We start from the raw sequence: 22,426 nt of genomic DNA on the forward strand, positions 1-22,426 counted from the left end.
GGTCACGTCCGGAACACGCCAGAAGGGGGCCGCTTTTGTCCACAGTCACGCCGATGATGGCGCAGTATCTCGAGATCAAAGAGGCCCATGCCAACGCCCTGCTGTTCTACCGTATGGGCGATTTCTACGAGATGTTCTTTGAGGACGCCGTCAACGCCGCCGAAGCGCTGGACATCGCCCTGACCAAGCGCGGCAAACACAATGGCGACGATATCCCCATGTGTGGCGTCCCGGTGCATGCGGCCGAGGGCTATTTGCTAACCCTCATCCGCAAAGGCTTCCGCGTGGCCGTTTGCGAACAGATGGAAAGCCCGGCGGAAGCGAAAAAAAGAGGCTCTAAATCGGTGGTAAAGCGCGATGTCGTGCGTCTGGTGACGCCCGGTACGCTGACCGAAGACGCCCTGCTGGAAGCCCGCCGCCACAACTTTCTGGCCACCTATGCCGAGGTCCGTGATGAGGCCGCACTCGCCTGGGCCGATATCTCGACCGGGGCGTTTCACGTGATGCCTTTGACCTCCGTGCGCCTCAGCCCCGAGCTGGCACGTTTGGCCCCTTCCGAGCTGATCGTTGCCGACGGGATGGAGCAGTCGCTGAACGAAACCGTCCACGACCTCGGGATTTCGCTGACCCCTGTCGGGCGGGCCAGTTTTGACAGTACTGCGGCGGAAAAACGCATCTGCGGGCTGTTTCACGTGGGCGCGCTGGAGGCGTTCGGGTCTTTTGGCCGGGCAGAGATTTCCGCCATGGGCGCCCTGATCGACTATCTAGAGATCACGCAGAAGGGCAAATTACCCCTGCTGCAAACGCCCTTGAAAGAATCCGAGGACCGCGTGGTACAGATCGATGCCGCCACCCGCCGCAATCTGGAACTGACCCGATCCCTGTCGGGCGGTCGTGCCGGATCGTTATTGTCGGTGGTCGACCGCACCGTCACACCCGGCGGAGCAAGATTGCTGGAACAACGCCTCTCAAGCCCGTCTCGCAATCTGGATGTGATCCATGCCCGTCTCGACGCTGTCAGCTTTGCCGCCGAGGACAGCCTGATCGCCTCGGACCTGCGCGAGGCCCTGCGCAAAACACCCGATCTGGACCGCGCCCTGTCTCGCCTGTCGCTTGAACGTGGCGGGCCCCGCGATCTGGCCGCCATCCGCAACGGCCTGACCCAAGCCGCTGCAATTGCAGGCATTTGCGAACGGCAGAATCTTCCGGTCCTGCTGGCAACTGCCTTGCAAAACCTTGTTGGCTTCGACGACCTCCTGAACTTGCTGGATGAGGCTTTGGTGGCCGAACCGCCCCTGCTGGCCCGCGACGGTGGCTTCATCGCCCCCGGCTTTGACACCGAACTGGACGAAGCGCGCACCCTGCGCGACGAAGGCCGATCTGTCATCGCTGGGTTTCAGCAGAAATATGCGGAACACACCGGGATCACCTCGCTGAAGATCAAGCACAACAACGTGCTGGGCTATTTCATCGAAACCACGGCCACCCATGCCGAAAAGATGCTGAACCCGCCATTCTCCGAGACCTATATCCATCGCCAAACCACAGCCAATCAGGTGCGGTTCACGACGGTCGAACTCTCGGAGATCGAAACCCGTATCCTGAATGCTGGAAACTTGGCGCTTGAGATCGAGAAGCGGCTCTACAAAAGGCTTTCTGACGAAATTCTGGCCCTCGCCGCCCGCCTCAACCAAGCCGCCCGAGGACTGGCCGAGCTAGATCTGACCACCGCGCTGGCCGATCTCTCACGCGGTGAGGCTTGGTGTCGCCCACAGGTCGACACCTCGCGCGCCTTTGAGGTTCAGGGCGGACGCCACCCGGTAGTCGAACACGCGCTGCGCCAGCAAAGCGGCGATGCCTTCGTCGCAAATGACTGCGATCTCAGTGCCGAAGACGGGGCCGCCATTTGGCTGCTGACCGGTCCCAACATGGCCGGTAAATCAACCTTCCTCCGCCAGAACGCCCTAATCGCCCTGCTGGCCCAAATGGGCAGCTACGTCCCTGCGGAACAGGCCCATATCGGCCTTGTCAGCCAGCTTTTCAGCCGGGTCGGAGCCTCTGACGACTTGGCCCGAGGTCGCTCGACCTTCATGGTCGAGATGGTCGAAACCGCCGCTATTCTGAATCAGGCCGATGACCGCGCCCTCGTCATTCTGGATGAAATCGGTCGCGGCACCGCCACCTATGACGGCCTCTCCATCGCCTGGGCCACGCTAGAGCACCTGCACGCCGCCAACCAATGCCGGGCTTTGTTTGCCACGCACTATCACGAACTCACCGCGCTTGCTGGAAAGCTCAAAGGCGTCGACAACGCCACCGTCACCGTGAAGGAATGGGAGGGCGAGGTCATTTTCCTGCACGAGGTCCACAAAGGCGCCGCCGATCGGTCTTACGGTGTGCAGGTCGCCCAACTGGCGGGTCTGCCTGCCTCAGTTGTTGAACGTGCCCGCATCGTGTTGGATCAACTGGAAAAAACCGAGCGTGAGGGCGGTAAACAAAAATCCCTGATCGACGACCTCCCGCTTTTCTCAGCCGCGCCACCGCCGCCGCCTGCACCGAAAGCCTCACCGGTCGCGGACATGCTGAACGACATCCTCCCGGACGAGCTGACCCCGCGCGAAGCGCTCGACCTGATCTACAAACTGAAAGAGGCGGCCAAATCCTGACCGCCCCTTCTTCTGTTCAAAAATACCTCCGCCGGAGGCTTGGCCTCGCAGAGGCCAATCAGCTCGCAGGTGTCGACGACACACCAACCTGCGCCGGACGCAGCAAACGGTCGTGCAACATAAACCCTTCTGCAGACACCTGAATGATGTCCCCTGCGCGGGTTCCAGGCACTGGCGCTTCAAACATCGCCTCATGCACATTCGGATCGAATCGATCCCCAACCTCAGGCGTGATCACTTCGATCCCGTGCTTCTGGAACACATCCTTCAGTGCGCGCATGGTCAGCTCAACACCTTCCAGCAAACCAGCAGCCACTTCTTTCTGCTCATCAGTCGCTGCCTCAAGCGCGCGTTTCATGTTGTCATATACGGGCAGCATGTCGCGAGCCAGTTTCGAGCCACCATATTGCTCCGCGTCCCGACGGGCCTTGTCGCCACGCTTGCGCGCGTTTTCCGCATCAGCCAAAGCGCGCATGAACTTGTCTTTGTAGTCATCCCGCTCGGCGCGCAACTCATCCAGTTCCAGCGCCTCGTCGCTGATCTCAGCGAACTCTTCGGCCAATTCTTCCGCTTCAGCCGCCATGATGTCGTCCAGAAATTCTTCGTTCTTGGGCTCTGCCATCTCTTACCCTCTAGCTCCGGTCGGATATCAGCTTGCCGACCAGTTGCGCCGTATAATCCACGATCGGTACGATCCGTCCATAATTCAAACGTGTGGGTCCAATGACCCCAACCGCACCAATTATCTTACGATCAGCGTTCATATAAGGAGACACCACCAAAGAGGAACCCGAAAGTGAGAAAAGTTTGTTCTCAGAGCCAATAAAAATGCGCACACCCTCGCCTTCCTCGGTCAATTCAAGGAATTCGGCAATGTCGCGCTTGCGTTCCAGATCATCGAACAGGGTTCGAATGCGGTCCAATTCCTCGGCCTCACCCGAATCTGCCAAAAGATTCGCCCGACCGCGCACGATAAGACGCGCCGAGTCGCTTCCATCCCCGTCCCAGGCCGCAATCCCGCTTTCCACCATTTCGCGGGCCAGTACGTCGATCTCTTGCCGACGCGCATCAATCTGCGACAGCATTTGACGGCGCACTTCGCTGAGCGTTCGCCCCTCGATCAGCGCATTCAGGAAATTTGCCGCCTCTCGCATCGAACTGGGCGTCTGACCCGGCGGCGGTGTGAACAGCCGATTTTCGACATGCCCATCCGAGAACACCAGAACCACCAGCGCTCGGTCATGCGCCAATGAGACGAACTCGATATGCTTGATCTCGGCCTCATGTTTTGGCGTCAGAACCAGCGACGCGCCATGTGTCACGTGTGACAAGGCCGAGCCCACGCGATCCAACATTCCGCCAACATCGCCTGCGTTAGAGCCTAAAGTCTCATCCAGTTTCTGCCGATCACCGGCGCCCAGATCGCCGACCTCAAGCAAACCGTCTACGAACATCCGTAGCCCCTGTTGCGTCGGAATCCGCCCCGCAGACACGTGAGGGCTGTCCAGCAGACCCAGAAACTCAAGATCTTGCATCACATTGCGCACGGTTGCGGCACTGACTTTTTCGGAAAGGGTCCGTGTCAGGGTGCGGCTTCCCACCGGCTCACCGCTTTCCAGATAGCTTTCGACGATCAGCCGAAACACCTCACGCGACCGGTCGTTCATCTCTGACAGAATTCTGCTGGCTTCGCTCATTCTCGGTCCCCTGCTGGACTGCCATTAAATCGCAGGTAAATGAAAGGTCAATCGGGGTTGCATCGTAATGCCGCAGGACGTTATCCCCAACCCAGCAAACAAAGGAATTCCCATGCGACCCTCAGGACGTAATCTAGACGAAATGCGCGCCGTTTCCATCGAGACTGGCTTTACCAAACATGCCGAAGGGTCTTGCCTGATCAAGATGGGCGACACCCACGTGCTGTGTACTGCCACGATCGAGGATCGCGTGCCGCCCTTCATCAAGGGTTCGGGCCTGGGCTGGGTTACTGCCGAATACGGCATGCTGCCGCGCGCAACCAACACCCGGATGCGGCGTGAGGCTGCAAGCGGCAAGCAAGGCGGTCGTACCGTCGAAATCCAGCGCCTGATCGGCCGCGCCCTGCGTGCCGGCGTCGACCGGGTTGCTTTGGGTGAGCGTCAGATCACCGTCGATTGCGATGTCATCCAGGCGGATGGCGGTACCCGCTGCGCCTCGATCACCGGCGGCTGGGTTGCGCTGCGTCTGGCCGTGAACAAGCTGATGAAAGCGGGTGACGTGATCTCGGACCCCTTGGTAGACCCTGTTGCAGCCGTTTCTTGCGGTATTTACGCAGGTCAGCCGGTGCTGGACCTGGACTACCCCGAAGACAGCGAGGCGGGCGTGGACGGCAACTTCATCATGACCGGCTCGGGCAAACTGATCGAAGTCCAGATGAGCGCCGAAGGCTCGGTCTTCAGCCGCGCAGAGATGGATCAACTGATGGATCTGGCCGAAAAAGGCGCGGGTGAGCTGGCTGCCGCCCAAAAGGCAGCCACCGCATGACCCGCAAGTTCGACGGCGACAGGCTGTTGGTCGCCACACATAACAAAGGCAAGCTTGAGGAGATGGCACATCTCCTCAACCCCTTTGGCGTGACCGTGGTTGGCGCGGCAGAAATGAACCTGCCCGAACCGGACGAGACTGAAGATACCTTTGTCGGCAATGCCCGGATTAAAGCGCATGCTGCCGCCAAGGCCACCGGCCTGCCTGCCCTGTCGGACGATTCCGGGATCACCATCGACGCGCTGGACGGTGCGCCGGGCGTCTATACGGCCGACTGGGCCGAAACCGACAATGGCCGCGATTTCATGATGGCCATGACCCGTGCACATGACGAACTAGAGGCCAAGAACGCAGCGCATCCGCGCACCGCGCAATTTCGCTGCACGCTGGTTCTGGCCTGGCCCGACGGTCATGATGAAGTGTTCGAAGGCATCGCACCCGGTCATCTCGTCTGGCCAATCCGAGGTAAGGACGGCTTCGGGTATGACCCTATGTTTGTCCCCGAAGGTCACGACATTACCTTTGCCGAGATGGATCGTTGGGAAAAGAACAAGATCAGCCATCGCGGCCGCGCGGTGGAGATGTTCGTGAAGGGCTGCTTTGACGGATGATTGGCGCAATGGGGGCTTTGGCCTGTATGTGCATTGGCCCTTTTGCGAGGCCAAGTGCCCCTATTGCGATTTCAACAGCCATGTTTCTAAAAATATTAATCAAAAACAATGGCTTGATGCTTATCTAGCCGAACTGCGCCGCTCGGCCAGTGAAACGCCTAACAGGGTTCTCAATACGATCTTTTTTGGCGGTGGCACCCCGTCATTGATGAACCCCGACACCGTTTTAGCCGTCATTGACGAAGCCCGCAGCCTCTGGCGACCCGCCAACGACATGGAAATATCGCTCGAGGCAAACCCTGGCTCGGTCGATGCTGGGCGTTTTGCCGCCTATCGTGACGCTGGCGTCAATCGGATTTCGATGGGTGTGCAGGCGCTGAACGATGAAGACCTCCGCCGCTTGGGCCGCATCCACACCGTCTCCGAAGCACGCGCCGCTTTCGACATCGCGCGCGCCTGTTTCGACCGCGTCAGTTTTGACCTGATCTATGCGCGCCAACACCAAACCCTTGAAGCTTGGCAGGCCGAGTTGACCGAAGCACTGTCAATGGCTGTCGATCACCTGTCGCTCTATCAGCTGACGATCGAGGAAGGCACCGCCTTTGGGGATCGCTATGCAGTCGGTAAATTGCGCGGTTTGCCCGAGGATGACCACGCTGCTGACATGTATCTGGTGACGCAAGAGATCTGCGAGGCGCACGGCCTACCAGCCTATGAAGTCTCCAACCATGCCCGCCCCGGCGCCGAGTCGCAGCACAACAAGATCTATTGGCGCTACGGCGACTATATTGGGATCGGACCTGGCGCGCATGGTCGTGTCACTTTGAACAGGCGTAAATTCGCGACGGAGACCCATTTGTCGCCAAATACTTGGCTAAAGGCGGTTTCCAACGGATCCGGAGAAAGTGATCGAACTGAGGTCCTTCCAGTCGAACAGGCAGCTGAATACCTTATGATGTGTATCCGACTCACTGAAGGCCTAGATATGGAAAGGTTTAGCGCTCTCTCCGGACACCCTCTTCCCAATGATAAACTCGTCTCTCTGTCTGACCTTGGCATGATCGAGCTGTCAAACACGCGCCTAAGGGCAACCAAAGACGGGCGTGCCGTTCTGAACGCGGTGATCCGCGAGTTGTTGGAGTAACCGATGCAGTACCTTTGGGCCGGTCTTGGTTTGCTCTGCGTCGCGCTCGCCATGGTCGGAGTGGTCTTGCCGCTTCTCCCAACCGTTCCCTTTCTGCTGCTGGCGGCGTTTTTCTTTGCCCGCTCATCGTCCCGGCTTCACAATTGGCTTCTAACACATCAGGTGTTTGGTCCGATGATTATCGATTGGCAAAGCTCCGGGGCGATCCGTCCGAGCGCAAAAAAGGCGGCCACCGTCTCGGTCGCCGCCGTTTTTGGCATCTCGGTTCTGCTGTCTTTACCGTCCTACGTCCTGATCATTCAGGCCGTCGTTCTGAGCGGGGTCATGATCTTTATCTGGACCCGCCCTAACGGCTGAGCTTGGCGCAAAGATCGTCCAATTGGTCCAGGTTCTCATAGGTCAGTACAACTTGGCCCGATTCTGTCCCCGCCTTGTGATTGATCGAAACCTTCATCGCCAAGATGGCCGAAAGGTCTTTCTCCAACGCACGGGTATCTGCATCTTTGCCTGCATTCAGATCCCGAGACCTTGGTGCGGGACGGTCTTCTGTGCCTTGCTGTTGCTTCTTCACCAAGGCTTCCGTCGCCCGTACCGAAAGCCCCTCTTTCACAACCTGTTTGGCCAGTTCCGATGGATTCTCGGCCGTGATCAAAGCCCTTGCATGGCCAGCGGATAATTTCCCTTCGACCACAAGGGCTTGCACATCCATCGGTAGAGACAAAAGCCGCAAGAGGTTAGCGATATGGCTGCGACTTTTGCCCAAAGCCTCCGCCAGTTTTTCCTGCGTGTGGCCGAAACGATCCATGAGCTGCTTGTAACCAGCTGCTTCTTCGACGGAATTCAGGTCCGCCCGCTGGATATTCTCAATAATCGCGACTTCCAAAACTTCAGTATCATCAAAGTCGCGAATAATGACTGGAATATCATGTAGTTGCGCCATCTGCGCTGCGCGCCAACGGCGTTCCCCCGCAACGATTTCATACTCTCCAGCACCGATCGACCGCACGATCAACGGCTGGATGATTCCCTTTTCCTTGACCGAGGATGCCAACTCATCCAACTGCTCCGGCTGGAAAGTCCGGCGCGGCTGGTTCGGGTTTGCCTTCAGCTTTTCGATCGGAACCGTCATATCCGGCCGCCGCGGCTCAGCCGGTGAGCGTCCATCGGTTTCCTGCGTGACATCCGCCATAAGGGCCGAAAGACCGCGGCCAAGACCCCTGGGTTTCGCTTTTTTGGCGCTCATGTCGCCCTCCTCATTGTCGCTTAAGCGGCGACTTTGTTGTTCTTGTGCATGACTTCGCGGGCCAGATGACGATATGCCATCGCCCCAAGCGAGCCCGAGTCATATTGCAAAACTGGCAACGCATAAGACGGTGCCTCACTGACCCGCACATTTCTGGGTATCTTGGTCTTAAAAACCATCTCACCCAAATTGTCACGTGCGTCTTTCTCGACCTGACGAGACAAGTTGTTGCGGTTGTCATACATGGTCAACACAATACCTTCGATTCTTAGATCCGGATTCGCAGTTTGGCGAACCTCTCGGATCGTCAGCATCAGCTGAGACAAACCCTCCAGAGCAAAGAATTCACTCTGCAATGGAACAAGAACCGAATGCGAGGCTACCATTGCGTTCACCGTCAGCAGGTTCAAGGACGGTGGGCAATCAATCAAAACAAAATCCAGTTCAAACCCGTCTATTGAGGTTTGTCGCAAAGCGTCATGCAACAGGTAGCTGCGTTTTTCGTTTGAAATGAGTTCAATATCCGCCGAGCTCAGATCGACAGTGGCCGGAATGACAAAAAGGCCACCTATCTCTGTCTCTTGTATGACCGCCTCTAGTGGTGCGTCGTCCAAAATAAGATCATACGTGGTCCAATCGCGGTCTTCGACGCCCAATCCAGTCGATGCGTTGCCCTGCGGATCGAGATCAACAACCAGAACCCGGCAGCCAGCTTCGGCCAGACCCGCGGCCAGATTTATCGCCGTCGTGGTTTTCCCAACTCCGCCCTTCTGATTGGCAACCGCAATTATCCGGGGCCCTGAAGGACGAGAAAGATCAACCACGAGATACTCCTTTGATTTTAAGGATTACGGCTTGGGGCTCTGTTAAACTTGTAATCGGCTCAACATCGAATTTCCATTCTTCCTGAGCCTCTGACAGTTCTTTTTTCCAGTTCGCGCCTTTCGGCAACAAAGCAGTGCCATTTTCGCTTAAATGCCTGTCACAAAAGGACAATAACGTGCGCAGATCAGCCAAAGCGCGGGCCGATAGAATATCAGCTTCAAGTCGATCAACGGATTCGATTCGTTTTGAAATGACCTGACACGTCACCCCACATTCACGTGCAACGTTTCTCAGGAATGCTGATTTTCTCTGATCACTTTCGACAAATTGGAAACGGGTGTTTGGCGACTCTTCCAGTGCCATAATCGCACACACCATCCCCGGAAATCCGCCTCCGGTTCCGATATCAACCCAGGTATCTGCGGCCATTGCACATTGGAATACCTGGACGGAATCCAGAATATGTCGATCCCAGATATCCTCCAGACTGTTTCTTGAAACCAAGTTGATCTTGGGATTCCAGCGTTTCACCAGCTCTACATACTTATCCAGCCGGTCGAATGTTTCACGTGAAACATCAAACTTGGAAAATTCAGGCTTCATGCTTGTTTAACTTTTTGATCACGCCGAAGTTTTGCCAAAACCAAGGTCAAGGCCGCGGGTGTAACACCTTCTACCCTACTGGCCTGAGCAATATTTCCGGGTTTTACCTGAGACAGCTTTTGCTTCATTTCAGATGAAAGCCCATCCAAAGCAAAATAGTCGAAATCCCTGGGAATCTGATAGGCTTCGTCCCTCTTCATCGCTTCGACATCCCGCTGCTGCCGTGCGATGTAGTTTGTGTATAACGCATCCCTAGCGACCTGAAGCCGGATTTCTGGCGTCACCGTGTCCAGTTCGGGTATCAAGGGCAGCAGGTCCTCAAAAGCCACATCCGGAAAAGCCAAAATCGCCATTCCATCACGCCTATTCCCATCCTGATTGACATTGATACCGACGGCCAGAACTTCTTTCGGCGTATAGGTTCTATCACTCAGAAGAGATTTCGCGTTGCTCAATTGATCCATCTTTTCTGTGAAAGCTTGTCGACGCCTTCTTCCAACACAGCCCAACTGCAATCCAATTGGGGTCAAACGCTGATCTGCATTATCTGCTCGAAGCGACAATCTAAACTCCGCACGAGAGGTGAACATCCGATACGGTTCTGCAACACCTCGGGTGGTAAGATCATCTATCATGACCCCGATGTAACTATCGGCGCGGGTGAAATGGATCGGTTCCCGACCCTGAACAGCCAAAGCAGCATTGAGGCCAGCAACCATACCCTGAGCGGCAGCCTCCTCATATCCTGTGGTTCCGTTGATCTGACCCGCTAGATATAGGCCTGGAATCTCGGGCAAGGCCAAAGTCGCCGATAAGACACGTGGGTCTACATAATCGTACTCGATGGCGTAGCCTGGCTGCAGAATATCAGCATTCTTTAGCCCTTTGATCGAACGAACATATTGTAGCTGCACATCCTGTGGTAAAGACGTCGAAATACCGTTGGGGTAAATCGTATGGTCGTTCACCCCTTCGGGCTCAAGGAAGATCTGATGCGAGTCTTTCTCTGCAAACCGAACAATCTTGTCTTCGATCGACGGGCAGTATCTCGGACCTACTCCATCTATGTGGCCGCCATACATCGCTGACTTGCTTAGATTCTTTTCAATAATTTCATGTGTCTGAGCGTTCGTATGGGTGATTCCACACGAAATCTGAGGTGCAACGACCGAAGTCGACAGAAACGAGAACAAGGTTGGTTCGTCGTCGCCGTCCTGACGTTCCAACCCTGACCAATCAATAGTGCGCCCGTCCAGCCTCGGTGGGGTTCCCGTTTTCAAACGTCCCGTCGGAAGATCATACGCGTCCAAGCGCTCTGCCAATCGGACGGAAGGGCGATCTCCCATTCGACCTCCAGGTCGCGAGACGTCTCCGATATGGATCACACCTCGAAGGAACGTACCGGAAGTAAGAATAACCGACTTTGCCGAGATTTCTGACCCGTCGCCCAACCTAACGCCGGCGACACGATCCTGATTCATCAGAAAGTCTACGACTTCGCCAACAATAACAGACAGGTTTTCTTGCCCATCTGTTTCCTTTTGCATCGCGGCTCGGTAAAGTGCTCTATCCGCTTGCGTCCTTGGGCCTTGTACAGCTGGCCCCTTGCGACGGTTCAACAGCCGGAACTGGATCCCTGCCTGGTCTGCAACACGTCCCATGACGCCGTCCAGGGCATCTATCTCGCGAACCAAGTGACCTTTACCCAATCCTCCGATTGCAGGATTGCAGGACATCACACCGATATCTGCGGCGGATAGCGTGACCAATGCTGTCGAAACGCCCATTCGGGCTGCAGCATGCGCAGCCTCGGCTCCCGCGTGCCCCGCGCCAATGACAACTACATCGAAGTCTGAATGTTTCACGTGAAACACTCCCTATTTTCCGAGACAGAAGCTCGAGAATATTTCATCTAACAGATCCTCGACACCTATTCTGCCCACCAAAGATTCAAGTGCGCGGATCGCAGTGCGCATCTCTTCTGCTGCTATATCATACAGGTCCGAACCCGATTCCAGAACCGACATTGCCGCAGTCAGAGCGTCCAGTGCTTTAGTCAAAGCAATACGATGGCGTTCTCGTGTCGCAATACCATGGCTAGTGGTTCGGTTACTCAGTACACGCGATATATTGGATATCAGCCGATCAATCCCCTGACCCGTTTTTCCGGAAACCCCACCGTCTTCTGGGTTTCGAAGGTCGGCTTTCGGCGCAACCTGAATATCATCCGGCTGAATATCAACACCAAGATGCAACGGTTCGTCAGACAGGAGCACACGTAGATCAGCAGCTTCAGCGCGTTTCTTAGCCAATGCGATACCAAGGCTTTCAACGTGGTCGTCCGTATCACGCAGCCCGGCGGTGTCCAACAACGTCACCGGAAGTCCTGCCAGGTCCATTCGAACCTCGATGACGTCCCGCGTTGTCCCCTCATATTCTGATGTAATTGCAGCGTCTCGCCCCGCCAAAGCATTCAGCAAGGTGGACTTGCCCGCGTTGGGAAGGCCGACGATTGCAACTTCAAAGCCGGTTCTGATGCGTTCCGCGATCTGAACGCCATCTGCTTCGCGCTTCAAATCAGCCATAACGCCCGAGATCAGGTCGCGCACCTCAGGGGTAACGTCGGTTGGAACCTCTTCATCAGCAAAGTCGATCACTGCCTCCAACAGAGAGGCAGCGCGGATCAGGTCCCTCCTCCATCGCTCGGCCAGGTTTCCCAACTCACCAGAGAGAATCGTTTGCGCCTGTTTGCGTTGGGCCTCCGTCTCGGCGTCGATCAAATCGGCAAGGCCTTCGACCTGGGCCAAATCCATCTTGCCGTTTTCCAACGCGCGGCGGGTGAACTCTCCCGGCTCGGCAAGGCGCAAACCGTCCGTTTCCGACAAGCAGCGCATGACAGCATTGACCGAGGCCGTACTTCCGTGAATCTGCAGCTCAGCCACATCTTCACCGGTGAAGCTGGTCGGAGCCTTAAACGTCAACACCAGCCCATCATCCAGACGAGCACCGTCAGCATCCCGCAAAGTCCGCAAAGACATCCCACGCGCCGGAAGTGCGCCGCCGGTCATCCCAGCCGCCGCATGATGCGCGTCAGGACCAGAGAGGCGGATGACCGCCACCCCTGCTTTACCTTGCGCGCTGGCCAAGGCGAATATCGTATCCATTCGAAGGCCTCGCGTCAGTTAAGACCTGTGTCAGGTGTTCATGGAATCGAAGAACTCGCCGTTTGTCTTCGTCTGTTTCAGCTTGGACAACAGGAACTCGATTGCATCGGTGGTCCCCATCGGGTTGAGGATGCGGCGCAGAACGAAGGTCTTGGCCAAGTCCCCCTTGTCGACCAGCAGGTCCTCCTTCCGCGTACCGGATTTGAGGATATCGATGGCCGGGAACACGCGCTTGTCTGCGATCTTGCGATCCAGAACGATTTCCGAGTTTCCCGTGCCTTTGAATTCTTCGAAGATGACCTCATCCATCCTGCTGCCGGTATCGATCAGCGCGGTGGCGATGATGGTCAGCGAGCCACCTTCTTCAATGTTCCGCGCCGCACCAAAGAACCGCTTGGGACGTTGCAGAGCATTCGCATCCACACCACCGGTCAGAACCTTACCCGAGGATGGGACCACGGTGTTAAACGCCCTACCAAGTCTTGTGATCGAATCGAGAAGAATAACAACATCTCGTTTATGTTCGACCAAACGCTTGGCTTTTTCGATCACCATCTCGGACACGGCGACGTGGCGCGTTGCAGGTTCATCAAAGGTTGAGGACACAACCTCACCCTTCACCGAGCGCTGCATGTCGGTCACCTCTTCCGGGCGTTCGTCGATCAGCAGGACGATCAGATAACACTCCGGGTGGTTCTGTTCGATCGAGTGCGCGATGTTCTGCAGGATCACCGTTTTACCGGTCCGCGGCGGGGCCACGATCAGCGACCGCTGACCTTTACCAATAGGCGACACCAGATCGATCACACGGGCCGATTTGTCTTTTATGGTGGGATCTTCGATCTCCATCTTCAGACGCTCATCTGGATAGAGCGGCGTCAGGTTGTCGAACAGGATTTTGTGTTTGGCCTTCTCAGGATCTTCGAAGTTGATCTTGGTGACCTTGGTCAGCGCAAAATACCGCTCGCTATCGTCGGGCGCTTTGATTTCGCCTTCAACGGTGTCACCGGTACGCAGTGAATGCTGACGGATCATATCAGGCGAGACATAGATGTCGTCCGGACCCGGCAGATAGTTCGCCTCAGGCGAGCGCAGGAAGCCGAAGCCATCTTGCAGAACCTCAAGCACACCGTCACCGCCAACAGTCCAGCCCTCATCCGCGCGTTCGCGCAGGATCTGGAACATCATCTCGCCTTTACGCATGGTCGAGGCGTTTTCGATCTCCAGCTCTTCGGCCATTGCCAGAAGGTCTTTTGGGCTTTTGGCTTTCAGATCGGCCAGATTCAGGGATTCAGTGGACATGATGCATACCTTCACCGCGGACTGCGGTTCGAAGTGGAATTTTAGTACGGAAAATACGCCGCCCGGACGGGCGTGTTGCCCCCTACATAGTTGTGTCAATCTGCGGAGTCAAACAGGCCCTTGCTGGAACGGCCCTCAGAACTTCAGAATGACCGCGAGAACGATGATAACCATCAGAACGGTCGGAACCTCGTTCATCATGCGATACTGCCGCCCAGTGAGCTTATTTCGCCCCTCAGCGAAATCTTTGCGGCGGGCCATCAACCAATGATGAAACCAAGTCATGCCCATCACGGCTGCGCCTTTAAGCCAGGGCCATGCAAAATCCCAGCCGACGATACCGGGCGTGAACACCATGATCAGACCACAGACCCAAGCTACGATCATCGCAGGGCGCATGATCACGCGGAGCAGCTTTTCTTCCATTTCAAAGAAGATGGTCTCGGCCCCGTTAACCGCTTGTGCTTTTTCTACGTGATAGACGAACAGACGGGGAAGGTAGAACAATCCTGCCATCCACGAAATCACCGCCATGATATGAAGGGACTTCACCCACGGGTAAATCGTGAAAAGAAGATCAGTCATCTTGGCTCCGGGCGTTGCTCGGAACTCTCCCTAATAAAAAAATAAGAAAGAAGAAAGGAAGATGGTTTTGTAGGGTGGGTAAAATCCGTGGATTACTTTTTTACCCTTTGGTTTTCCCCAAGTGGACAGTTTTGCACGAGATTTGAGCGATTCTGTGAACTTCAAAAATAATCAAATTAAAACATATAGTTAGTTCTGAATTCTGAGGATGTATCTGGGGATAACACCATGAACAAATCCAGATGTCCCGGTTATCCGCGGTTTCCAAGTTATCCTTACCCCGATTGGATGATGTTTGAGCGACTCAGGGAAGTTTTTCGCGAAATTCCCGGGCTTGCGTGTCAATCTGAAAACCATACAAAGCGTCCAAGACCGCTCAACGATTTGCCCACGGGGTTGTCCACATGTCTGTCCCCATCGTCCTGGCCTCAGGATCCTCTATTCGCGCGCAACTGCTGGAAAATGCAGGCGTGCCTTTCTCTGTTCAGATCGCGCGCGTGGACGAGGATAGCATAAAGCGTGCCTTGCTGGCTGAGGGCGCCTCGCCGCGTGACATTGCCGATGCGCTGGCAGAAATGAAAGCGCGCAAGGTGAGTGACAAGACGCCCGGAGCGATGGTTCTGGGCTGCGATCAGGTGCTGGATTTCGACGGGCAGCTGCTGTCGAAACCTCAGACCCCTGAGGATGCCTTTGCCCAGTTGAAGATGATGCGGGGCAAACGGCACATGTTGCTGTCTGCAGCGGTGATCTATCAGGATGGTGAGCCGATCTGGCGCCATGTCGGCCAGGTGCGATTGAGGATGCGGATGAGCTCGGACGCTTATCTGCGAGACTATGTCGACCGCAACTGGGACAGCATCCGACACGCGGTGGGTGCCTATAAGCTTGAGGAAGAAGGCGTGCGCCTGTTCGCCACCATTGACGGCGACTATTTTAACGTTTTGGGTATGCCACTGTTGGAGCTGCTCAACTATCTGGCTGTCAAAGGGGTGATTGATCAATGACGGACCACAAGATTCCTCTGGCCGGAGTGATCGGGCACCCGGTGGGCCATTCCCGCTCGCCCAAATTGCATGGGCATTGGCTGAAGACCTACGGGCTAGAGGGGCACTACGTCCCCATGGATGTCGCCCCGGCTGATCTGGAAACTGTCCTGCGCACCCTGCCCAAGGCCGGTTTTGTGGGAACAAACGTGACGGTACCGCATAAAGAGGCTGCCTTGCGTATTGCAGACCACGTCTCGGACCGGGCGACCGTGATCGGGGCCGCGAATACACTGGTTTTCCGCGAGGATGGCTCGATCCACGCCGATAACACCGATGGTTATGGGTTCATGGAGAACCTGCGTGCCGGCGCACCGGATTGGAACGCCAAGGATGGCCCCGCCGTGGTCTTTGGCGCGGGCGGAGCGGCGCGCGCCGTGTTGCAGGCGCTCGCGGATGAAGGCGTGCCCGAGATCCTGCTGACCAACCGCACCCGCACCCGTGCCGATCATCTGAAAGAAGAATTCGGCCAGCGCATTACCGTTGTGGATTGGGTACAGGCCGGTAACGTGATCGAAAACGCCGAGCTTGTGGTCAACACGACATCTCTGGGTATGCAGGGTCAGCCTGAGCTGCGGGTGCCATTGGATGGGTTGCAGCCGGGCGCCGTGGTGACCGATCTTGTCTACGCGCCGCTAAAGACCAACCTGCTGAAAACAGCGGAAGAGGCCGGATGCACTGTGGTCGACGGGTTGGGCATGTTGCTGCATCAGGCAGTTCCGGGCTTTGAACGTTGGTTCGGCGTGCGCCCCGAGGTCAATGACGATTTGCGCGCGGCCGTGCAGGCATGAGGTTTGCACTTGGCCTGACAGGCTCGATCGGGATGGGCAAAAGTACGACGGCGCAGATGTTTGTCGATGAAGGCTGCGCGCTTTGGGATGCCGATGCGGCGGTGCATCGTCTCTATGCCAAAGGCGGCGCGGCGGTTGGGCCGATGGGTGTGGGTTTTCCCTCGGCTATCGTAGAGGGCGCAGTCAGCCGTGAGGCATTGAAACGGATTATCTCCGAAGACAGGTCTGCGCTGAAACGGATTGAGGCGATCGTTCATCCCCTGGTCGCCGCAGATCGCGCCACGTTTCGCGAAAGTGCCTCGGCCGATATTCTGGTGTTCGACATCCCCCTTCTGTTCGAAACGGGCGGTGATGCCGCGATGGATGCGGTCGCCTGCGTTCGGGTATCGCCTGACGAACAAAAGCGCCGGGTGATGGAACGCGGCACGATGTCCGAGGCTCAGTTCGAACAAATCCGCGCCAAGCAGATGCCGAATGACGAGAAATGCGCGCGCTCGGACTATGTGATCGACACCGACATACTGGACCATGCCCGCGCGCAGGTGCAGGATGTGGTCAGGCAGATACGGGCGGGGATGGCAGATGCGTGAGATTGTACTCGATACCGAAACCACGGGCTTTGATCCTGAAAGCGGTGACCGGATTGTCGAGATCGGCGCGGTCGAGCTGTGGAACCATGTGGCCACGGGCGAGACCTATCATGTCTATATCAACCCCGAACGCGGCATGCCGGAAGAGGCATTTGGCGTGCATGGCATCGGCCCCGACTTGCTGGAAACCCCGCGCGCGCCCGAAAAGGGTGAGGTGACGCTGAAAGACAAACCGGTCTTTGCCAAGGTCGGTCAGGGTTTTCGCGAGTTTGTTGGCGACGCGAAACTGGTGATCCACAACGCCTCCTTCGACATGAAGTTCCTGAACGCCGAGCTGAAATGGATGGGTCTGCCGCCGATTCCGATGGATCAGGCGCTCGATACGCTCGCCATTGCGCGCAAACGGTTTCCGGGCTCTCCGGCCTCGTTGGATGCGCTGTGTCGGCGGTTCAATATCGACAACTCGAACCGGGTGCTGCACGGCGCGCTCTTGGACTCAGAGATCCTGGCCGAGGTCTATCTGGAGCTGATCGGAGGACGCCAACCGGATTTCGGCTTGTCCACTTCGGCTGCGTCCGGTGCGGGGGGTGCAGATGACTGGCGTCCGACACCGCGCGCAACGCCCCTGCAATCCCGGATCACCGAGGATGAGCGCGCAGCGCATGAGGCATTTGTCGAGAAACTGGGCGAAAGCGCCCTGTGGACCCGCGCCTGATCCGGTCAGGCACGGGGCTCAAGGGATTTAGGCGTCGGTCTGCTCGGCCTGTTCCGACTGAGCGGCCTGACGGCGCATCAGCTCGTTGCGGTAAAGTGCAACAAAATCAATGTTGTCCAAGTTCACCGGCGGATAGCCACCGTCACGGGTGACGTCGCTGACGATACGGCGCAGGAACGGGAACAGCATGCGCGGGCATTCGATCATCAGGAACGGGTGCAGCTGATCTTCTGGCACGCCTTCCACGTGGAACAGCCCGCAATAGTCCAGCTCACACAGGAACAGGACATCGTCCATGCCTTTGGCTTTCGAGGTCAGCTTCAGCTTGATCGAAACCTCATACTGATGCTCGACTTGACGCTTTTTCGCGTCCAGGTTCACCTGAACCTGAATCTCGGGCTGTACGTCACCGGACACGCCCTTTTGCGCCATGACGTTTTCAAAGGACATATCACGAATGAACTGTCCCAGAACGCGCATCTGAACCTGAGGGGCGGCTTGGGCCGCAGTGTTTTCTGCAGCGTTTTCTTCGGCCATGGATCTACTCCAAAAATGAAATTCGACACTGCTTAGCAAGTTGCGCGCGGCACCTCAATGCTGGTGGGGGCCTTCCACCCATTTTGACGGTTTCGAGGGGTCCTTGCGTGGGCGCACTTCGGTAAACTCGCCGTCAATCACGTCGCCCTGATCAAACGGTTCGCGCGGCTGTTGAAAGCCCGCGCCGGGCCCCATCTGGAACTGGGTCACGGTCACCTTGGTCTTCAGATAGCGGAAAACGGCGATCCGCACGCCGGGGATTAACAGTGCAAACCCAACGGCATCAGTGAAAAAGCCAGGTGTCAGCAACAGCGCGCCGGATAAAAGGATCATTGCGCCATGTGCCAAGGGCTCGGTCGGGTCGTCCAGAGTGGCGAAGGATTGCTGCAATTGCCCAAGCGCCATGCGACCTTGTGTCCGCACCAATGTGGTGCCCAGAACCGCCGTCAGAACCACGATGGCAAGGGTTGGCCACAGGCCGATAAGACCGCCAACCTGGATGAACAGGGCGATCTCGAGGATCGGAACCAATAAAAATGCCAAGAACAGGTACATTTGCGTTATCCTTTACCTATGGCCGAACTGTGGACTTGCCACCAACTGTCACCTACATAGTGGCAGGAGGCCGCGTACACAAAGTCTCGGTTCTGAAAAGAGGATGAAATGAACGAACCCATGATCCAGCTGCTGGTACTGGCCGGAATTGCCGTTTTCCTGATCCTGCGTTTGAAAAGCGTGTTGGGAACGCGTGAAGGTTTCGAAAAACCCCCTGTTCCGCATCAGCCCGATGCGGGTACGTCCCGTCGTGATTTCGAGGTGATCGAAGGCGGTCCGGATCATGACATCACAGACCACGTCCCCGAAGACAGCGAGCAAGCGCAGACCCTGGCCGCGATGAAGCGGGTTGAGCCCAGTTTCTCGGTCAGTGAATTTGTTCAGGGTGCCCGCGGTGCCTATGAGATGATCGTAATGGGTTTTGAGAAGGGCAACCTGGACGAGATCCAGCCCTTTTTGGCCGAAGATGTGTTCGAAACCTTCGTCTCGGTTGTATCCGCGCGCGAAGATCAAGGCCTGACGATCGAGGCCGAGTTTATCGGCGTGCGTGAAACTACCCTGACCGATGTATCCTTTGACAAGGATACGAATGAGGCAGAAATCACAATGAAATTCATTGGTGAGCTGACCTCGGTCGTGCGGGATCGCGGTGGTGACATCATCGAAGGTAACCCGAATACCGTGAAACGCCAAAAGGACAGCTGGACCTTTGCCCGCGTGATGGGCAAGGACGATCCAAACTGGCTGCTTGTTGCCACGGACGCATGATTGCCACGCTCCGGTCGCTTATTCTGGTGGGTGCGATGACCACTGCCAGCGCCGCCGGAGCCGAGGCGACGCGATCCGTTCTGTCGTTTGACGACCTGCAGGGCTGGGCCGAGGATGACCACGGCGCGGCCCTTTCCGTTTTTCTGAACACCTGCGGTGATCTGAACGACTCGGATTGGCGTGCGCTTTGCGGTGTCGCCCGGACCTATGAGGGGGATGCCGCCCGGTCCTTCTTTGAACTCTTCTTTCGGCCTGTTTTGGTGGAGGACGGTAAGGATGGGCTGTTCACCGGGTATTTTGAGCCCGAGCTTGATGGCTCCAGAACCCGGACGGATCGGTTCAAATACCCGATCTACAAAATGCCGCCCGAGGCGCGGGAGGGGCCGTGGCTTAGCCGGCGCGAGATCCTGACCAGTGATGTGATGCAGGGCCGCGGGCTTGAGATCGCCTGGGTCGATGACCCGGTTGAGCTGTTCTTTCTGCAAATTCAGGGCTCTGGCCGGGTACGCCTGCCGGATGGCGGTGCATTGCGTGTGGGATATGGCGGCGCAAACGGACAGCCCTACCGGTCCATCGGGGTTGAGTTGGTACGGCGCGGCGCTTTGGGTGCCCACGCGGTCAGCGCGCAGATGATCCAGGCCTGGGTACGCAAGAACCCCGAAGCTGGGGCTGAGCTCTTGTTTCACAATCCCTCATACGTGTTCTTCCGCGAGGTCAGCCGCGTTGCGCCGGAACTGGGGCCTTTGGGTGCCATGAACCGGTCGATCACGACCATGCGCAGCATCGCGGCCGATCCTGCCTATACGCCGCTCGGTGCTCCGGTCTGGGTTGAGAAAAACGGCAAGAAGCCCTTGCGCCGCCTGATGATCGCGCAGGATACCGGTGCGGCGATCAAGGGCGCACAGCGGGCCGATATCTTCTTTGGAACGGGCGATGATGCAGGGCAAGCTGCCGGTCGGTTGAAAGACCCCGGTCGCATGGTCGTGCTACTGCCGATCCAGCGTGCCTATGCCATGGCGACGGATGACTACTAATGACCCGGCGCAAACTGACCAGCGACGAGATCGAGCTGTGGCGCAAGGTCGCCAAACAGGCTGAGCGGCTGCACCCCGAGATCCCTCAGACCGTGCATCCGACAACTCTGCCCAAACCCACGCCCAAGAAACTACCAAAACCCCGGATTGAAGCGTTTGAGCTGGGGCAGAACAAACCTTCCAAGCCTTCTTCCAACCGATTGAAGCCGTCGATCACCGAGACGCTGCGCGCCGCCCCCGTTCAGATGGACACCAAGGCCTTTGGCCGCATGAAGCGTGGCAAGCTCAAACCCGAGGGCAAGCTGGACCTGCACGGGATGCGCATAGACACCGCGCATCCGGCGCTCGTGCGCTTTGTGCTAACGGCGCAGGCGCAGGGCAAACGCCTGGTTCTGGTGATCACGGGCAAGGGAAAAGACCGCGACGAGCCAGGGCCGATCCCGACCCCGCGCGGTGTGTTGCGCAATCAGGTGCCACATTGGCTGTCGATCCCGCCTCTGGCGCAGGCGGTGATGCAGGTGACACCTGCGCATATCAGCCACGGTGGGGATGGTGCCTACTACGTCTATCTGAGACGGGTCCGCTAGGCTCAGCCCGCCGACCGAGGAAGTCAGAGACCCTCTAGAAAGCCACTGATCCCTACTGAGTGGCGATCTGCGCCTGTCCGGTCTCAGACAGAACAACCTCGGTCGCACCCGAGGGGTTGCGTTGACTGTTAGGGATCAAATAATCGATTCCCCGGCGTCGGTTTCCAAGGGTGTTTCCAACACGCCGGGCTGAACTGAGCAGCGACAGCAAGGCGGGTGAGGTTGCAGCAACGAAATGCGAAGACTCAGCGTCGCTGTTGAAAGCGGTCGCGTCGATCACTTCGATCGGATAGTCGGCCAGCGCCTCGATGGTGCTGATATTTCCCAGCCGTTCGCTCCCCGGTGTGCCGCGAATCCGGGCCGAGATATTCAGGATTTTGTCCTTTTGCGAAACCATCACGACAAAGGGATCGGGCGGAGTTTTTATGCTGTCCATTTGCGAGCGAAACACGTCAATATCCAGATCGGGTGAGATCAGGAATACGCCATCAAGGTTGCGCCGCGACCAGCCGGGCGAGCGCAGCTCTGCCTGACGCATCATCTCCATGGACAAGGCACCGCCCATGGAGTGGGCGACCAGCACAACCCGTTTCACGCCGATGGATTTCAGGTCGCGGATTGTCTTCTCCAACCCGTCGCGGGCAAACAGCATGCTATCCAGGTCATAGGCATACCCTGCCCCGCGCGCCTGGCTGGGCCAGGAGTAAATCAGGACCGATCCGGGAATGTCCAGATCATGCGCCAACTGCGCCGCGCGAAACGCGGTCTCGGTATGGGTCGAGTTATATCCGTGCACGAAGATCGACACATCATCCTCTCCACGCAGCTGATTTGCCAGATCACGCGGGCCGGACAGATCTGTTGTGTTGGCCAAAACAAACTGCTTTTCCGGATTGGGGTTTGCGTAAGAAAACTCCAACGTGCCTGGCGTGTGGTTTGGCGGGATTGAGACCGTCATTTTGTGGTACTGAACCCGCTCGCCCCGGTCGGCGTTAAACGTTCCATCGGGGTTCCGCCCCCGGGTTGTGGCCGCGTAGACGGTTTCTGCGGATCCCACATTCAATGCGGATGGCACTGTCACCTGCGCAGTTCTGTCGACGCAAGCGCTCAGTGTAGCAACAGCAAGAAAGGCAATACTCA

General features: G+C 57.1%; 24 protein-coding genes. 12 read left to right on the plus strand and 12 right to left on the minus strand.

Annotated elements, in window-relative coordinates:
* Positions 1 to 53 precede the first annotated feature (53 nt).
* Positions 54 to 2,666: a DNA mismatch repair protein MutS gene (gene mutS / locus ACR0JF_RS13515; protein ID WP_170661079.1), complete on the plus strand. Its 2,613-nt coding sequence runs from the start codon at positions 54 to 56 to the stop codon at positions 2,664 to 2,666.
* Between the two features lie 58 nt (positions 2,667 to 2,724).
* On the opposite strand, the gene ACR0JF_RS13520 is transcribed toward mutS, so the two are convergent.
* Together ACR0JF_RS13520 and hrcA are read right to left on the minus strand one after the other, a co-directional pair.
* A complete protein-coding gene (locus tag ACR0JF_RS13520; RefSeq protein WP_170470713.1) occupies positions 2,725 to 3,288 on the minus strand; it encodes a nucleotide exchange factor GrpE in 564 nt (187 codons plus the stop codon).
* Positions 3,289 to 3,298: 10 nt separating this feature from the next.
* Positions 3,299 to 4,363, minus strand: a complete 1,065-nt coding sequence (gene hrcA / locus ACR0JF_RS13525; protein ID WP_170660969.1) for a heat-inducible transcriptional repressor HrcA — start codon at positions 4,361 to 4,363, stop codon at positions 3,299 to 3,301.
* 112 nt (positions 4,364 to 4,475) lie between these two features.
* Between hrcA and rph the strand changes: the two genes are divergently transcribed.
* From rph to ACR0JF_RS13545, 4 genes are read left to right on the plus strand one after another with little or no spacing between them, the layout of a single operon-like run.
* Positions 4,476 to 5,189 (plus strand): ribonuclease PH, encoded by a 714-nt coding sequence (gene rph / locus ACR0JF_RS13530; RefSeq protein ID WP_170660971.1) that lies wholly within the window; start codon positions 4,476 to 4,478, stop codon positions 5,187 to 5,189.
* The gene (gene rdgB, locus ACR0JF_RS13535) at positions 5,186 to 5,800 is read left to right on the plus strand and encodes an RdgB/HAM1 family non-canonical purine NTP pyrophosphatase (protein WP_170550816.1); all 615 of its coding nucleotides are present in this window, start codon (positions 5,186 to 5,188) and stop codon (positions 5,798 to 5,800) included. The genes rph and rdgB overlap by 4 nt, the downstream gene beginning before the upstream one ends.
* Positions 5,790 to 6,944, plus strand: a complete 1,155-nt coding sequence (hemW, locus tag ACR0JF_RS13540; RefSeq protein ID WP_170643421.1) for a radical SAM family heme chaperone HemW — start codon at positions 5,790 to 5,792, stop codon at positions 6,942 to 6,944. Before rdgB ends, hemW begins: the two co-directional genes overlap by 11 nt.
* Before the next feature lie 3 nt (positions 6,945 to 6,947).
* Positions 6,948 to 7,301, plus strand: coding sequence for a YbaN family protein (locus ACR0JF_RS13545; protein ID WP_170660972.1), 354 nt, complete (start codon positions 6,948 to 6,950; stop codon positions 7,299 to 7,301).
* On the opposite strand, the gene ACR0JF_RS13550 is transcribed toward ACR0JF_RS13545, so the two are convergent.
* The 7 genes from ACR0JF_RS13550 to ACR0JF_RS13580 all read right to left on the minus strand — a co-directional run bounded on the left by ACR0JF_RS13550 (position 7,291) and on the right by ACR0JF_RS13580 (position 14,666).
* On the minus strand, positions 7,291 to 8,187 hold the full coding sequence (locus ACR0JF_RS13550; protein ID WP_170660974.1) for a ParB/RepB/Spo0J family partition protein: 897 nt from the start codon (positions 8,185 to 8,187) through the stop codon (positions 7,291 to 7,293). The two genes, ACR0JF_RS13545 and ACR0JF_RS13550, sit on opposite strands and share 11 nt — an antisense overlap.
* A gap of 20 nt (positions 8,188 to 8,207) precedes the next feature.
* Positions 8,208 to 9,011 (minus strand): ParA family protein, encoded by an 804-nt coding sequence (locus ACR0JF_RS13555; RefSeq protein ID WP_170380205.1) that lies wholly within the window; start codon positions 9,009 to 9,011, stop codon positions 8,208 to 8,210.
* Positions 9,004 to 9,615, minus strand: coding sequence for a 16S rRNA (guanine(527)-N(7))-methyltransferase RsmG (rsmG, locus tag ACR0JF_RS13560; protein WP_170660976.1), 612 nt, complete (start codon positions 9,613 to 9,615; stop codon positions 9,004 to 9,006). Before rsmG ends, ACR0JF_RS13555 begins: the two co-directional genes overlap by 8 nt.
* On the minus strand, positions 9,612 to 11,480 hold the full coding sequence (gene mnmG, locus ACR0JF_RS13565; protein WP_170660978.1) for a tRNA uridine-5-carboxymethylaminomethyl(34) synthesis enzyme MnmG: 1,869 nt from the start codon (positions 11,478 to 11,480) through the stop codon (positions 9,612 to 9,614). Before mnmG ends, rsmG begins: the two co-directional genes overlap by 4 nt.
* A 12-nt stretch (positions 11,481 to 11,492) precedes the next feature.
* Positions 11,493 to 12,779, minus strand: a complete 1,287-nt coding sequence (gene mnmE, locus ACR0JF_RS13570; RefSeq protein ID WP_170660979.1) for a tRNA uridine-5-carboxymethylaminomethyl(34) synthesis GTPase MnmE — start codon at positions 12,777 to 12,779, stop codon at positions 11,493 to 11,495.
* 30 nt (positions 12,780 to 12,809) lie between these two features.
* On the minus strand, positions 12,810 to 14,081 hold the full coding sequence (rho, locus tag ACR0JF_RS13575; protein WP_170660981.1) for a transcription termination factor Rho: 1,272 nt from the start codon (positions 14,079 to 14,081) through the stop codon (positions 12,810 to 12,812).
* Positions 14,082 to 14,216: 135 nt separating this feature from the next.
* Complete coding sequence (locus ACR0JF_RS13580; protein ID WP_170660983.1) at positions 14,217 to 14,666, minus strand: CopD family protein; 450 nt, start codon at positions 14,664 to 14,666, stop codon at positions 14,217 to 14,219.
* Between the two features lie 404 nt (positions 14,667 to 15,070).
* Here ACR0JF_RS13580 and ACR0JF_RS13585 point away from each other — a divergent pair, with 404 nt between their 5' ends.
* From ACR0JF_RS13585 to dnaQ, 4 genes are read left to right on the plus strand one after another with little or no spacing between them, the layout of a single operon-like run.
* Positions 15,071 to 15,670, plus strand: coding sequence for a nucleoside triphosphate pyrophosphatase (locus ACR0JF_RS13585; protein ID WP_170660985.1), 600 nt, complete (start codon positions 15,071 to 15,073; stop codon positions 15,668 to 15,670).
* Positions 15,667 to 16,500: a shikimate dehydrogenase gene (locus ACR0JF_RS13590; RefSeq protein WP_170660987.1), complete on the plus strand. Its 834-nt coding sequence runs from the start codon at positions 15,667 to 15,669 to the stop codon at positions 16,498 to 16,500. Before ACR0JF_RS13585 ends, ACR0JF_RS13590 begins: the two co-directional genes overlap by 4 nt.
* Positions 16,497 to 17,090, plus strand: coding sequence for a dephospho-CoA kinase (gene coaE, locus ACR0JF_RS13595; RefSeq protein WP_170660989.1), 594 nt, complete (start codon positions 16,497 to 16,499; stop codon positions 17,088 to 17,090). The genes ACR0JF_RS13590 and coaE overlap by 4 nt, the downstream gene beginning before the upstream one ends.
* Positions 17,083 to 17,805, plus strand: a complete 723-nt coding sequence (gene dnaQ / locus ACR0JF_RS13600) for a DNA polymerase III subunit epsilon (RefSeq protein ID WP_170660990.1) — start codon at positions 17,083 to 17,085, stop codon at positions 17,803 to 17,805. The genes coaE and dnaQ overlap by 8 nt, the downstream gene beginning before the upstream one ends.
* Before the next feature lie 27 nt (positions 17,806 to 17,832).
* Here dnaQ and secB read toward each other — a convergent pair whose 3' ends face one another.
* Positions 17,833 to 18,342, minus strand: a complete 510-nt coding sequence (gene secB / locus ACR0JF_RS13605; protein WP_170660992.1) for a protein-export chaperone SecB — start codon at positions 18,340 to 18,342, stop codon at positions 17,833 to 17,835.
* Positions 18,343 to 18,396: 54 nt separating this feature from the next.
* Positions 18,397 to 18,897, minus strand: a complete 501-nt coding sequence (locus tag ACR0JF_RS13610; protein ID WP_170380194.1) for an FxsA family protein — start codon at positions 18,895 to 18,897, stop codon at positions 18,397 to 18,399.
* A 108-nt stretch (positions 18,898 to 19,005) separates the two neighbouring features.
* On the opposite strand from ACR0JF_RS13610, the gene ACR0JF_RS13615 reads away from it, so the two are divergent.
* The 3 genes from ACR0JF_RS13615 to ACR0JF_RS13625 are packed head-to-tail and all read left to right on the plus strand — an operon-like array spanning position 19,006 to position 21,286.
* Positions 19,006 to 19,665 carry a Tim44/TimA family putative adaptor protein gene (locus ACR0JF_RS13615; RefSeq protein ID WP_170643411.1) on the plus strand — a complete coding sequence of 220 codons (660 nt, stop codon included), beginning with the start codon at positions 19,006 to 19,008 and terminating at the stop codon, positions 19,663 to 19,665.
* A complete protein-coding gene (gene mltA / locus ACR0JF_RS13620; RefSeq protein ID WP_170660993.1) occupies positions 19,662 to 20,699 on the plus strand; it encodes a murein transglycosylase A in 1,038 nt (345 codons plus the stop codon). Before ACR0JF_RS13615 ends, mltA begins: the two co-directional genes overlap by 4 nt.
* Positions 20,699 to 21,286 (plus strand): Smr/MutS family protein, encoded by a 588-nt coding sequence (locus tag ACR0JF_RS13625; RefSeq protein WP_170660996.1) that lies wholly within the window; start codon positions 20,699 to 20,701, stop codon positions 21,284 to 21,286. The genes mltA and ACR0JF_RS13625 overlap by 1 nt, the downstream gene beginning before the upstream one ends.
* 52 nt (positions 21,287 to 21,338) lie before the next feature.
* On the opposite strand, the gene ACR0JF_RS13630 is transcribed toward ACR0JF_RS13625, so the two are convergent.
* Positions 21,339 to 22,367 (minus strand): alpha/beta hydrolase, encoded by a 1,029-nt coding sequence (locus tag ACR0JF_RS13630; RefSeq protein ID WP_480669496.1) that lies wholly within the window; start codon positions 22,365 to 22,367, stop codon positions 21,339 to 21,341.
* Positions 22,368 to 22,426 lie beyond the last annotated feature (59 nt).

It is taken from the genome of Ruegeria sp. BG11, from assembly GCF_056538565.1.

Excerpts from the sequence above, each read along its gene's own strand:
- mutS (WP_170661079.1), top strand. The coding sequence starts at position 54 with ATGATGGCGCAGTATCTCGAGATCAAAGAGGCCCATGCCAACGCCCTG.
- ACR0JF_RS13520 (WP_170470713.1), bottom strand. The coding sequence starts at position 3,288 with ATGGCAGAGCCCAAGAACGAAGAATTTCTGGACGACATCATGGCGGCT.
- hrcA (WP_170660969.1), bottom strand. The coding sequence starts at position 4,363 with ATGAGCGAAGCCAGCAGAATTCTGTCAGAGATGAACGACCGGTCGCGT.
- rph (WP_170660971.1), top strand. The coding sequence starts at position 4,476 with ATGCGACCCTCAGGACGTAATCTAGACGAAATGCGCGCCGTTTCCATC.
- rdgB (WP_170550816.1), top strand. The coding sequence starts at position 5,186 with ATGACCCGCAAGTTCGACGGCGACAGGCTGTTGGTCGCCACACATAAC.
- ACR0JF_RS13545 (WP_170660972.1), top strand. The coding sequence starts at position 6,948 with ATGCAGTACCTTTGGGCCGGTCTTGGTTTGCTCTGCGTCGCGCTCGCC.
- ACR0JF_RS13550 (WP_170660974.1), bottom strand. The coding sequence starts at position 8,187 with ATGAGCGCCAAAAAAGCGAAACCCAGGGGTCTTGGCCGCGGTCTTTCG.
- rsmG (WP_170660976.1), bottom strand. The coding sequence starts at position 9,615 with ATGAAGCCTGAATTTTCCAAGTTTGATGTTTCACGTGAAACATTCGAC.
- mnmE (WP_170660979.1), bottom strand. The coding sequence starts at position 12,779 with ATGGATACGATATTCGCCTTGGCCAGCGCGCAAGGTAAAGCAGGGGTG.
- rho (WP_170660981.1), bottom strand. The coding sequence starts at position 14,081 with ATGTCCACTGAATCCCTGAATCTGGCCGATCTGAAAGCCAAAAGCCCA.
- ACR0JF_RS13580 (WP_170660983.1), bottom strand. The coding sequence starts at position 14,666 with ATGACTGATCTTCTTTTCACGATTTACCCGTGGGTGAAGTCCCTTCAT.
- ACR0JF_RS13585 (WP_170660985.1), top strand. The coding sequence starts at position 15,071 with ATGTCTGTCCCCATCGTCCTGGCCTCAGGATCCTCTATTCGCGCGCAA.
- ACR0JF_RS13590 (WP_170660987.1), top strand. The coding sequence starts at position 15,667 with ATGACGGACCACAAGATTCCTCTGGCCGGAGTGATCGGGCACCCGGTG.
- coaE (WP_170660989.1), top strand. The coding sequence starts at position 16,497 with ATGAGGTTTGCACTTGGCCTGACAGGCTCGATCGGGATGGGCAAAAGT.
- dnaQ (WP_170660990.1), top strand. The coding sequence starts at position 17,083 with ATGCGTGAGATTGTACTCGATACCGAAACCACGGGCTTTGATCCTGAA.
- secB (WP_170660992.1), bottom strand. The coding sequence starts at position 18,342 with ATGGCCGAAGAAAACGCTGCAGAAAACACTGCGGCCCAAGCCGCCCCT.
- ACR0JF_RS13610 (WP_170380194.1), bottom strand. The coding sequence starts at position 18,897 with ATGTACCTGTTCTTGGCATTTTTATTGGTTCCGATCCTCGAGATCGCC.
- ACR0JF_RS13615 (WP_170643411.1), top strand. The coding sequence starts at position 19,006 with ATGAACGAACCCATGATCCAGCTGCTGGTACTGGCCGGAATTGCCGTT.
- mltA (WP_170660993.1), top strand. The coding sequence starts at position 19,662 with ATGATTGCCACGCTCCGGTCGCTTATTCTGGTGGGTGCGATGACCACT.
- ACR0JF_RS13625 (WP_170660996.1), top strand. The coding sequence starts at position 20,699 with ATGACCCGGCGCAAACTGACCAGCGACGAGATCGAGCTGTGGCGCAAG.